This is a genomic window from Maribacter orientalis, assembly GCF_900109345.1.
GTDB lineage: Bacteria > Bacteroidota > Bacteroidia > Flavobacteriales > Flavobacteriaceae > Maribacter > Maribacter orientalis.
Genome location: NZ_FNZN01000004.1, coordinates 1 through 11,300 on the forward strand (window position 1 = coordinate 1; position 11,300 = coordinate 11,300).

The following is an 11,300-nucleotide window of genomic DNA, read 5'->3' on the forward strand; positions in this document are numbered from 1 at the left end:
TCGGTACATGAATTTTCAACAAGACCATTCCCAGAAAAAATACCCCACTTTGATTACGATTCCAAAATGAAAGTCTTAAAAGTTACACAAAATGGAGCCATCAGATGGAAGGCCTACAATTGGGTTTACCTTTCCGCTTCGCTCCAAGGTAAACATATCGGGGCCCTGGACATTGGCAATGGTATTTGGAGGGTATTTTATAGAAACGTATTTTTAGGATACTTTGATGAACATGTGTTTAGAAAAAAAGAACAATCAGTGAGGTTAGAAACTAACTTAGTGTAAACTCTAATCTATAACTTTTGTAAACAATGTATATTAACGAACATTTAAAAACTGAATGAAATTATTTAGAAGGATACGACATAAGCTAATTTTAGACAATAAAAAATCTAAATACCTAAAGTACGCCTTTGGAGAAATCATATTGGTAGTCATTGGGATTTTAATTGCTTTACAGATTAATAATTGGAATCAAAAAAGAATAGATAAGAATACCGAGCAAATTTATTTAACTGGGTTAAAAGAAGAATTTGAGATAAGCAAATGGAAACTTGAGGAATTAATCAACATCAATAAAAAGAATTATTCGGGAGCAAAAAAAATAGTAGAGCTATCTACCCAAAATAATGACTTTACAAAAGAATCATTGTTTTCTAAATTGCTTGTAGAAACATTTTCAGACGATGTGGCATTTAATTCTAACAACTCATTGTTAATCGAAATGATTAATTCTGGAAACCTGAAAAATCTATCCAATACAGAATTACGAAAACAACTCACCAATTGGATTTCTACTCTAGAGGATATATCAAGGCAAGAGGAAGAACTCAGCAATCAAAGGATAAAAGTTCTTGATATGTTTAGAACAGATAAATACAGCTTAAATACTGTTTTTCAGCAAGCGGGAGTCAGCAATAATTTTGGCTTACCCAAAACAGAAAACGAAGTCAATAATTTATCCTTGCTAAACTCTAAAGAATTTGAGAATAATATTATCTTGTTCATCATCACAAGTATTGCAACAGAAAAGGCACATTACAATCCATTAATGAATGATTTAGATTCTATTTTAAAACTCATCAATGAAGAAATAAATTTAAGTCAATGAAAAAGAAAAGAATCATTCAAATTTTATTACTTGTTGGAACAATAATCTCAATGTTCTTTGTGCCTTGGATTTTGGTAAAGGCTTGGATTTTACCGCTACCAGATACCGTTCAAGAACAAGTAGATGAAGCAATAGGTTACGGTTTTGATGGTATGATTGTTTACGTAGACCAAGCAGGAAAACAACCCCAGTTCTATACTGGCGGTTGGAAAGATAGAGAAAAGAAAATTCCAGCCGACCCAAAATCATTGTTCAAAATTGCTAGTATTAGTAAGTTGTATACAGCTGTAGCAGCTACGAAATTGGTCAGAGAAAAGCGTTTGTCTTTTGATAAATCATTAGCCGATTATCTTCCCGAACTAAAAGGAAGAATAGAAAATGCCGATGAAATCACATTGAAAATGATGATTCAACACCGTTCGGGTATTCCAAATTTCACTGATAATCCAGCGTTTTGGGAAAACGAAGAAGAAAATGGCAAAAATGCCTTAGATTTTGCTTTAGACCTTCCTGCTAGCTTTAAACCAGACAAAGGATATGAATATTCAAACACGAATTATTTATTACTTCGTAAGATATTGGATAAGGTTTTAGGATACAATCATAACGAGTATATCAAAGAAAAAATTTTGAAACCTCTTGAATTGAAAAATACATTTTTTTCGATTAACGATGTTGATTTAGACGATGTAATGAGCGGATATTATGTAGGAATTGAAGAAGATTTTAAAGCCCGTGACTTTGGAATGTTAGCAACCGCAGAGGATGTTGGAACATTTCTAAGAGCTTTGAATGATGGTTCTGTATTTAAAGAAGGAGAACAGGAATTATATCCTTATGAATATAATCACGGTGGTTTAGTGATTGGCTATCAAAGTCTCGCAGAATACCATAAAGATATAGATGCTGTGGTAGTTCAGTTTATAAACACAACAGACTTTGAAGGGTATGAATGGAACTTGTCCGAAATTATAATTAACCGAATTGTGAAAATAATTAGAAAGAAAAACTAGCCACAACAATGGCTATAAGCAATTGGGGTTTTAGTGGTTAAACATAAAATATGGATTTAAACAAAGGTTAGTGCTAAACCGAAAAGTTAGGGTGTAAAAATCTCCAACTGCTCATAGCCTAGACCGTTAGCAACAAGCTGAAATATGAATAACGAATTAAAACTCTTAGGTGCTGTTTTACTTCTTTTAATATCATTAGTATTAGGTATAAGAGAATTACGAATTCGGACATCTTTAGGCAAGAACGATTATTCAAGGAAATCCATGAATATAAAGAAATGTGGAGGGATAATTGGATTAATACTAGTAAGTGTCTTTCTTATTTATGAATATTTCAATCAATAATTATGGAAAAACTATCTTCTAAACTAACTTAGTGTAAACTCTAATCTATAACTTTTGTAAACAATGTATATTAACGAACATACTAAAAAAAAATTGCGTATTCGATAAAATGTAATAACTTTGTATGTACGTAAATAAAGTTATGGAAACAGCAATTATAAAAATCGGAAATTCCAAAGGCTTGCGTTTAAGCAAAACAATATTGGAAAAGTATAATATCAAGGACAAAGTGGAATTGATTTTGGAAAAAGGACAAATAATCCTGAAACCAATCGATAGTCCGAGAAAAAATTGGGACAAAGCGTTTGAAAAAATGCGGGAAAACAATGACGACCGCTTATTGTTCAACGATGTATTCGAAGACGAAAACTTTGAGGAATGGAATTAAAACAATATTCCATCGTTCTCGTAAATCTAGACCCTACAATTGGCAGCGAAATCAAGAAAACACGTCCTTGTGTAATTTTATCGCCCAATGAAATCAACAAGTATTTGAATACAATCGTTGTCGCACCAATGACAACGAACCTGAAAAAATACCCGACTCGAATTCAGGTGGAACATAATGCTAAGAAAGGTATGGTTGCAATCGACCAGATTCGGACGATTGACAAATCACGGATAATAAAAAAGTTCGACCGATTAACGAAATCCGAGATTCAAAAATGTAAGGATATTATTCGTGAGACCTTCGTGGACTAAAAACAGGAACGGAATAGCATTTCGAGAAAGTACTAATGACAACAAAGAACTGAGGTAAAAAACAAATAAATTCTTCTTTAATCTGGGACATTATTATTCTAGGCTCATAGATTCCACAACTTGATTCTTTGAGCTTTTTTTATTCAATCTATCTTCTATTTATCTAGGCAGTATGGAAACGTAAGTTTCATCATATGGTCTACCAGATTTTGCAATAGCAAAAGACTGTTTTAATAGTTTGTTAGCAACTGCTATCAATGCCAATTTCTTGCTTTTCCCCTTGTTCACGATACGCTCGTAAACTTCCTTGCAAGCCTTGTTGTGCTTACAGGCATTGAAAGAACACAGGAACAATAAATTACGCAGCTTTCTATTACCGACCTTACTTATCCGTGCACGACCTCTTACGCTGCTACCCGACTCACGTATCGTTGGGGTAATACCAACATAACTACAAAGCTGTGATACCGCTTCGAACTTGCTGAAACCATCGGTCACAACTATTAGAAACAATGCAGTCTTTTGCCCTATTCCAGGTATAGAGGTCAACAAGGTCAATTGCTCCTGTTGATCCACTTTCACCGATGATAGAATCTCTGATTCGATGGCCACCACCTCCTTATCAAGCTGCTTTTTGTTACGTATCAAGGAACGACAAACAAACTTTGAGGGTATGCCCAAAACAGCTTCTCCATGGATCTTGTTCTTGGTCGCCGTACGTTGTTTTAAATAGGTGTCCAATAATCTGAACAATTGTAGACACTCACTCTGGGTATCCGTCAAAGCATTGTAAAGAGGGACTTCATTGATCAATGCATACTCACAGATAGCCTTCGCATCGCTCTTGTCCGTTTTTACCTTGGCCAATTTCATCTGGATGAAACGTTTAATGGACAAAGGGTTTACAACGGATACGATTACTCCATTTTTGTAAAGAAACTGTGCAAGCCTGTAATGATAATGACCGGTAGCTTCCATTACCACCAATGAACTCTCAGGTAATTCTTTAAGGAACTTCCTAAAACCGGGTTCATAGTTCTTGTACCGGTTGTGACCTTGGGAACTACCGTGCACATCAAAGACATCCTTACTGATGTCAACTCCAAAAGTTTCTTTATATTTATTCATAGGAACTGATCTATGAAAGAACTGGCTACCGGTATCACAACAACTTGAAAACGAGATCAAGGTCTCACAGAACTGAACGTGATTCAAGTAGTAAAAGAGAGAGGATTATCAATGTTGTCGAAGTCTAAAGCTTCACCGTGTATACTAACCTTAATTCTCTCTTTTGTTCTTTCTGATTATACTATCAATTTAAAGAGAATCAAACTTAAGCCGTGTATAATTCATTGCTAGCGCAGGCTTACTTACGAACATTCCTGCGGGATATTCTATCTGTGATTTATTTGCTAAATTAGTTGCTTAACCACGCAGCTAACCATACACAAACACCTTATCGGTAAGATTTTGGAGAAGCAAAAGTATTGAAATAATATGACAGAGAATAAACCTCGATTATTAGACCAAGGCGGCATAGCGGTCTTGAAGTGTCAGGACCAGAATCCACCGGGAGCAATCATGCTGATGAAGTGGGCGCTCGCACTCGCAAGCCTGGTCGTCGTTTCGGCGTGCACTGCGGGGAAGGCCGAGCGCTCGCCTGACCAACGCGGCGCCGCGTCCGAGCTTAAAGCGCTCCTGGACGAGGCCGTCGCCTCTGGCATTCCTGGAATTTCTGCCGCCGTGGCAACGGGTGACAGCGTCCTCTGGACAGGGGTTGCCGGTAAAACGGACCTGCAGACGAGCGCGCCCGTACGCCCCGAGATGCTCTTTGGCATCGGCAGCATTACCAAGACTTTCGTGGCCGTCGTGATTTTGCAGCTGACGGAGGAAGGGCGACTGGATCTCAACGCCACGGCGGCGAGTCTGCTGGGGGCGGCGGTGGATGGAATACCCAATGCGGAGAAAGCCACACTAGCGCAGCTACTTAACCACACTGGAGGAGTGCGCAGCTGGGAGGACGACCCCGCCTGGATCCACGAGGGTCGGGGCGACCGGCTCGAGCCGGCCCGCATCTGGGACAAGACGGCGACGCTCCCTTACATCAAAGGGCAAGCGGCGCTGGCCCCGCCAGGTGAGAAGTTCAGCTACGCGAACACGAATTTCACACTGCTCGGCATGGTCATCGAGAAGGTGACCGGCAATCAGGCGGTGGACGAGATCCATCGGCGGATCCTCACGCCACTCGGCTTGAAGGACATCCATCTTGAAGGCTTCGAGCCCATTCCCCCAGGGCAGCTGGCGCACCGGTATCACTGGGCGACTCCGACCTTCCAAGAGGACGCCGGACTGAACGCCGCCTTCCCCGAGGTTCGCCCGGGCTTGATCGACGCCAGCAGCTCAAATCTCTCGGTGGAGTGGACGGCCGGTGGGATGGTGGCTACAGCGCGGGACCTCGCGCGCTACGCCGCGGCGCTTCGCGATGGCCGACTGCTCAAGCCTGCGAGCATGAAGTTCATGACCGAGTGGTCTCCGGCGGGCGAAGGGGAACAGGTGGGGCACGGCCTATTTCGCAGCGCGTATCCGGGCGATCTCGCGGTCATCGGGCATGACGGCGACGTGCTGGGGTTCACTGGATCGTTCTACTGGGTCGAGGGTACAGACGTGGTGGTGGCCGTGGTCAGTAACGTGGGATCGATGCACTCGACGAGCGCCGGCACTGGCTCCGCCGCGGCGGGGAACGTGCCAGGGACAGCTTACCTGGTGGCAAAGGACAAACGGTTCATCGACCTGGCGATGAAAGTGGCGGCAACAAGATGACGGAGGCGCAGCGTCTGTCTGCCCGTTCGTGCGTAACCGTGAACGGCAATGGGTCAACCCTGAGCTGCCGCAAACGGAGCATTGCAACACGCGCCCATCCTTTGCGCCAGTGTGCTCAGATACTGCGCCCAACGGGGCCGCGCCTCCTTTTACTCGTGGCTCCCGTGTGCCGCCTAACATTGCTTGCAACTGACAGCCGCTCGAAGGTGTGCTCGCTCCGCTCGCTGCTATGTGATGCGGCTGCAGCTGAAGCTTGTCGTTAGCAAAAAAGAAGAAAATAAATGAGGAATATCAAAAATCCAACCGATAACACAGGCTATATGCCATTAAAACTGCACATAGCCTTAACCGTTGTGCTTCATTATGACCAACCATTAAACAATGATAAAAATCTTTAGAAAAATACGCTATGACCTTATGGAGAAAAATAAAACTGGAAAATATTTAAAATATGCCATAGGAGAAATTATTCTTGTCATGATTGGTATTCTGCTGGCTTTGCAGGTCAACAATTGGAATCAGCAACGTATCGCCTCAAATAAAGAAGAACTTCTGCTTAAAGCGCTACATGACGAATTCGTTAAAAACAAAGCGCAATTAGAAAAGGTAATAGCCACACATGAGTTGGCCATGGCAAGCACACAATACGTAATTGCTCAATTTCCGATCGACCCAAAAAAAATTAATTTAGATACGTTCTACGAGAAGAAGAATTATTGGGCACGTTCTTATACATTCAACCCATCCCAAGGCGTGATTCGTTCACTTGTGAACACCTCTTCCTTCGAGCTTATATCCAATACTGAATTAAGAAGACTTCTTGTTTCATGGGAAGATGTACTTGCCGATTATAAGGAAGAAGAAGAATTGGCAAAAAAAGACAACTGGGATTTTTTAATTGCTGAATTAACACCATCGCTGGGGTGGGATCACGACTATGAAGATGAACGCGTTGACATAAACTTTCTTTCTACCTTACAGTTCGAGACTGTGTTTTTCCGCAGAGAGAGTCATTTGAAAGATATATTAGGATCTGGAAATGATTCAAGCCAAAAAACTGAATTAGAGCAGATCAAAAACACCATCGACCGAATTATCGAGCTTTCAAAACCCGCTAACCAATGATAAATTTCTTTAGAAAAATTAGACAAAACTTACTTATGGAAAATAAAACTGGGAAGTACTTTAAATATGCTATTGGAGAAATTGTACTGGTCATGATTGGGATACTTCTAGCATTACAAGTAAGTAACTGGAATCAAGACCGCAAAGACCGCATTAGCGAGCGCAAACTTTTAGACAATATCCATAGAGATTTTGTCCATAACAAAGTGGATTTTGATTCTCTTAAAGCCATTCACTATCGGGCGCTTGAAGGGTTGGAAAAATTGGTTACTTTATTTCCTTTAGGTAATGATTCTCTAAAGTATGCAGCTTATAAGAAATACAACTTACAAATGGAAGGCATGACCTATTACCCATATTCTGGCTCTATAGAATCTGTAGTCAATTCAAATGCTCTTCAATTAATTCAAGATGAAGAGTTACAGAAATATTTAGTCTCCTGGAAAGATGTGTTTCTCGACTATAAAGAAGATGAAAAAGTCTACTATGACTATTTGACTGACTTCCTTTGGCCTTATTACAGAGATGCATTCGATACTACAGGAAAAGACACAGCAATGAATCTCGCCACAAGAAATACCATAAAATTTCAAAATATGATTGTAAGCCGAAGAAATTATCTAAGAGGTGTTATTAAAGCCATAGAGGAAGAACCTATTGAAAATCATATCAATGAGATCGTCCGATTGACTAAACCCAAGGTTGAATAACAACGAAATTGATTCACATAAAAAACTTAAGCCGTGTATATTTCATTGCTAGGTCACTGCCGACTTACGAACATTCCTTCGGAATATTCTATCTGTGATTTATTTGCTAAATTAAGTGCTTAACCACGCAACTAACCATACACAACAAAGTTAGCACCCACCAAAAAATAAAAAAGATGAAAAAATCAAAATTTTACATTCTTACAATTCTGATTTCTTGTGCTTTTATTAATTGTAAAAAAACACCAAATTCTGGATCTCCTGACCATATAAAAAACATAACAAATGGAATCGATGATGACAAGTTAGCAACCGTTGAAACCATAGAAAATGAATGGCTAACCCACGGAGGAAATTATAAAGAAGACAGATATAGTTCGCTTAACCAAATTAATAAATCTACAATTGATAGTTTAGGATTGGTTTGGAGCATAAACTTGGGAACTACAAGAGGCTTGGAAGCGACACCCTTAGTTGTAGACGGCATTATGTATTTGACAGGAACGTGGAGTATGGTTTATGCGATTGATGTAAGAAAAGGCGAAGTAATCTGGACTTTTGACCCTGAAGTTCCAAGAGAATATGGTGAAAAAGGCTGTTGCGGTGTAGTAAACAGAGGAGTAGCTCTTTACAAAGGAAAAGTGTATTTGGGTGCTTTTGACGGCAGGCTAATCGCAATTGATGCTGCTACCGGTAAAAAAGAATGGGAAGTTTTAACCGTAAATCAAAACAAAGGATATACAATAACCGGAGCTCCTCGAATTGTAAAAGGAAATATAGTTATTGGAAATGGTGGGGCAGAATATGGGGTACGAGGTTATATAACTGCCTATGATGCAATAACTGGTGAACAGGTATGGAGATTTTATACTGTTCCTGATAATCCTCAAAATGGTTTTGAATCAGATGCGATGAAAAAAGCAGCTAATACATGGACAGGAGAATGGTGGAAATTTGGAGGTGGAGGTACAGCTTGGGATGCGATTGTGTTCGACCCCGAACTAAATCAATTATATATTGGAACGGGGAATGGCTCTCCTTGGAACAGAGAAATCAGAAGTCCCGGAGGAGGAGACAATTTATACCTTTCTTCAATAGTCTCCCTAAATCCAGATAATGGAGAAATGAACTGGTATTATCAGACTACACCGGGCGAATCTTGGGATTATACCGCTACCCAACCAATAATTTTAGCAGATTTAGAAATTGAAAACAAACCGAGAAAGGTTTTGATGCAAGCACCAAAAAATGGCTTCTTCTATGTCATTGACAGAACAAACGGAGATTTCATATCGGGCGAACCATTTGTTTATACCAATTGGGCTAAGAAGATTGATTACGAAACAGGACGCCCCATTGAGAGCTCCTTTGCCAGATATAAAGATGTTAATGCATACATTGCTCCTCATCCAATTGGTGCTCATAATTGGCATCCTATGGCATTTAATAAATCGACAGGTTTGGTTTATATCCCTGCCAGAGAAGGTTCTAATTTCTATGGACAAAATAAAAAATTCGAATTTATAGATGATGGAAAATCATGGAATACAGGCACCGGATACGATGCGAATAGCCCAGTAGTTCAAGATTCTTTAATCCCGGAAACCGTTGGCAAATTGATTGCATGGGATCCAGTCAAACAGCGTGAAATTTGGAGTGTAACTCATCAATCTTCTTGGAATGCCGGAGTACTTACAACTAAAGACTTAGTGTTTCAAGGAACAGGCGAGGGTGATTTCAAAATCTATGATGCTATGACTGGTGATAAATTGTGGGATTTCCCATTACAAACCGGAATAGTCGCTCCTCCTATTACGTATATGGTCGATGGCACTCAATATGTTACCCTAGTAGCTGGGTGGGGAGGTGGCTTGGCGACTTGGGTTAAATACGTAGATCAAATAAACCCTGGAGGTATCTATACATTTGCAATTGGTGGTAAAAAAGCCCCTCCAACTTTTCCAGCTAAGGAACCAAGAGATCTCATCAATCTCGATTTTGATGCTACACAAGAACAAATTGAAAATGGGCAGCGTTTATTTGGTAGATATTGCGGATTTTGTCATGGAGATGGCGTTATCCCCAACTTGAGCTACTCCAAACCAGAAATATTCGAATCCTTTACTCAAATAGTTGGAGATGGAATTTTTCTTGAAAACGGAATGCCTAAGTTTAATGATAGGTTATCAGAACAAAATATTAATGACATTAAAAATTATATATTATCAAATGCAAAGCAACAAAGAACAAAATTAATTGGACAAGAATAGAAATAATGGCGAGGTGCTAACAATGTATAAAAAAAATAGAGTAAATAAAGCTTAAACAAAGGGTTTGGGCTTACTTGCAAAGTCGCCAAATCTTTTGATTTGGCTTTTAGGAAAATAAAGTAAAAACAAAATGCAAAAGATTTGGCTTATGGCTAAACCGAAAGAACATCGCTTGACAACAGCCCTACTTTTCTTATACTAACCGTAAGACAACAAGATTGAAATCGAGCACATTTAATTAATCTTGACTATCTTGCAAACCCCATTTATCCAAACTTCTTAAAATATTCTCAAGTGATTTCCCTCTAGTGCTTAATCTGTATTCCACTTTAGGAGGAACTACAGGAAAAACTTTTCTAGAAATAAGCCCATCTTTTTCTAAATCTCTTACTGTTTGTGTAAACATTTTATTTGAAATCCCTGGAATTTTCTTTTGTAATATTCCTGACCGCAAACCGCCTTCTAATAAATGAAATAGAATTAAAGGTTTCCATTTTGTCCCTATTAAATTCATTGTGTAATTCAAAGGACAACTATTATCTTTATTCAAAATTTAAATTTTATATTATTGATTATCAGTATTTTACTCGTTTAGGTAAGTATACCACTTTTTAGTAAGTTATTGCCGATTAGGCAAATATAGATTAATTTTGCAATCTAAAATATAACTTATGACTACTAATAAAAATTATCCAAAATCATTTTCGCATATCGGAATAACAGTTCCAAATATAAAAGAAGCTGTGAAATTCTATTCAGAAGTAATGGGCTGGTACATAATTATGGAGCCTTCAAAAGTCAAAAAGGAAAAGGAAACTGCTATTGGTCAAATGTGCATTGACGTTTTTGGAAACGATTGGACGGAATTTGAAATTGCTCATTTAGCAACTTCTGACGGAATTGGAATAGAATTATTTTCTTTTCCAAATGGAATTAAAGAAGCACCTGAATTTAATCCTTTCAATACTGGTCTATTTCATTTTTGTGTACAAGACCCAAATATTGAAGAACTCATAGATAAAATTTTGGCTTATGGAGGAAAACAAAGAATGCCAATCAGAGAATACTATCCGAATGACAAGCCTTTTAAAATGTGTTATGTTGAAGACCCATTTGGAATTGTATTTGAAATCTACACTCATAGTTATGAACTGACATATTCTTCAGGTGCTTATTCAAAATAAAAACCAGTTGGTAACACCGT

12 protein-coding genes are annotated in these 11,300 nt (G+C 38.9%); 10 read left to right on the forward strand and 2 right to left on the reverse strand.

What is annotated here, in order from left to right; all coding sequences use genetic code 11:
• The 5 genes from BMY56_RS09695 to BMY56_RS09715 all read left to right on the forward strand — a co-directional run.
• The coding region (locus BMY56_RS09695; RefSeq protein WP_218144559.1) for a hypothetical protein at window positions 1-285 on the forward strand (285 nt) is incomplete at its 5' end.
• A gap of 55 nt (window positions 286-340) precedes the next feature.
• Entirely contained in the window at window positions 341-1,111 is a 771-nt protein-coding gene (locus BMY56_RS09700; RefSeq protein ID WP_091623301.1) for a DUF6090 family protein, read from the forward strand.
• Window positions 1,108-2,124 carry a serine hydrolase domain-containing protein gene (locus BMY56_RS09705; protein ID WP_091623304.1) on the forward strand — a complete coding sequence of 339 codons (1,017 nt, stop codon included), beginning with the start codon at window positions 1,108-1,110 and terminating at the stop codon, window positions 2,122-2,124. Before BMY56_RS09700 ends, BMY56_RS09705 begins: the two co-directional genes overlap by 4 nt.
• Before the next feature lie 487 nt (window positions 2,125-2,611).
• Complete coding sequence (locus BMY56_RS09710; RefSeq protein WP_091624438.1) at window positions 2,612-2,857, forward strand: AbrB/MazE/SpoVT family DNA-binding domain-containing protein; 246 nt, start codon at window positions 2,612-2,614, stop codon at window positions 2,855-2,857.
• Window positions 2,848-3,171 carry a type II toxin-antitoxin system PemK/MazF family toxin gene (locus BMY56_RS09715; RefSeq protein ID WP_091623306.1) on the forward strand — a complete coding sequence of 108 codons (324 nt, stop codon included), beginning with the start codon at window positions 2,848-2,850 and terminating at the stop codon, window positions 3,169-3,171. Before BMY56_RS09710 ends, BMY56_RS09715 begins: the two co-directional genes overlap by 10 nt.
• A 159-nt stretch (window positions 3,172-3,330) precedes the next feature.
• On the opposite strand, the gene BMY56_RS09720 is transcribed toward BMY56_RS09715, so the two are convergent.
• Complete coding sequence (locus tag BMY56_RS09720) at window positions 3,331-4,299, reverse strand: IS110 family transposase (RefSeq protein ID WP_091623309.1); 969 nt, start codon at window positions 4,297-4,299, stop codon at window positions 3,331-3,333.
• Window positions 4,300-4,668: 369 nt separating this feature from the next.
• Between BMY56_RS09720 and BMY56_RS09725 the strand changes: the two genes are divergently transcribed.
• From BMY56_RS09725 to BMY56_RS09740, 4 genes are all read left to right on the forward strand, one after another.
• Entirely contained in the window at window positions 4,669-5,991 is a 1,323-nt protein-coding gene (locus BMY56_RS09725; RefSeq protein WP_091623312.1) for a serine hydrolase domain-containing protein, read from the forward strand.
• A 417-nt stretch (window positions 5,992-6,408) separates the two neighbouring features.
• Complete coding sequence (locus BMY56_RS09730) at window positions 6,409-7,116, forward strand: DUF6090 family protein (RefSeq protein ID WP_143057806.1); 708 nt, start codon at window positions 6,409-6,411, stop codon at window positions 7,114-7,116.
• Window positions 7,117-7,151: 35 nt separating this feature from the next.
• The gene (locus tag BMY56_RS09735; RefSeq protein ID WP_177170951.1) at window positions 7,152-7,826 is read left to right on the forward strand and encodes a DUF6090 family protein; all 675 of its coding nucleotides are present in this window, start codon (window positions 7,152-7,154) and stop codon (window positions 7,824-7,826) included.
• Window positions 7,827-8,002: 176 nt separating this feature from the next.
• Complete coding sequence (locus BMY56_RS09740) at window positions 8,003-10,096, forward strand: PQQ-dependent dehydrogenase, methanol/ethanol family (protein WP_091623320.1); 2,094 nt, start codon at window positions 8,003-8,005, stop codon at window positions 10,094-10,096.
• A 238-nt stretch (window positions 10,097-10,334) separates the two neighbouring features.
• Here the strand turns inward: BMY56_RS09740 and BMY56_RS09745 are convergent, their stop codons facing one another.
• On the reverse strand, window positions 10,335-10,610 hold the full coding sequence (locus BMY56_RS09745; protein ID WP_218144564.1) for a winged helix-turn-helix transcriptional regulator: 276 nt from the start codon (window positions 10,608-10,610) through the stop codon (window positions 10,335-10,337).
• 157 nt (window positions 10,611-10,767) lie between these two features.
• Between BMY56_RS09745 and BMY56_RS09750 the strand changes: the two genes are divergently transcribed.
• Window positions 10,768-11,280: a VOC family protein gene (locus BMY56_RS09750; protein WP_091623325.1), complete on the forward strand. Its 513-nt coding sequence runs from the start codon at window positions 10,768-10,770 to the stop codon at window positions 11,278-11,280.
• The last annotated feature ends 20 nt before the right edge of the window (window positions 11,281-11,300 follow it).

Bases quoted from the DNA above. Each gene is read 5' to 3' on its own strand.
- BMY56_RS09700 (WP_091623301.1), top strand. From the start codon at position 341: ATGAAATTATTTAGAAGGATACGACATAAGCTAATTTTAGACAATAAA.
- BMY56_RS09730 (WP_143057806.1), top strand. From the start codon at position 6,409: ATGGAGAAAAATAAAACTGGAAAATATTTAAAATATGCCATAGGAGAA.
- BMY56_RS09715 (WP_091623306.1), top strand. From the start codon at position 2,848: ATGGAATTAAAACAATATTCCATCGTTCTCGTAAATCTAGACCCTACA.
- BMY56_RS09740 (WP_091623320.1), top strand. From the start codon at position 8,003: ATGAAAAAATCAAAATTTTACATTCTTACAATTCTGATTTCTTGTGCT.
- BMY56_RS09735 (WP_177170951.1), top strand. From the start codon at position 7,152: ATGGAAAATAAAACTGGGAAGTACTTTAAATATGCTATTGGAGAAATT.
- BMY56_RS09705 (WP_091623304.1), top strand. From the start codon at position 1,108: ATGAAAAAGAAAAGAATCATTCAAATTTTATTACTTGTTGGAACAATA.
- BMY56_RS09725 (WP_091623312.1), top strand. From the start codon at position 4,669: ATGACAGAGAATAAACCTCGATTATTAGACCAAGGCGGCATAGCGGTC.
- BMY56_RS09720 (WP_091623309.1), bottom strand. From the start codon at position 4,299: ATGAATAAATATAAAGAAACTTTTGGAGTTGACATCAGTAAGGATGTC.
- BMY56_RS09745 (WP_218144564.1), bottom strand. From the start codon at position 10,610: ATGAATTTAATAGGGACAAAATGGAAACCTTTAATTCTATTTCATTTA.
- BMY56_RS09710 (WP_091624438.1), top strand. From the start codon at position 2,612: ATGGAAACAGCAATTATAAAAATCGGAAATTCCAAAGGCTTGCGTTTA.
- BMY56_RS09750 (WP_091623325.1), top strand. From the start codon at position 10,768: ATGACTACTAATAAAAATTATCCAAAATCATTTTCGCATATCGGAATA.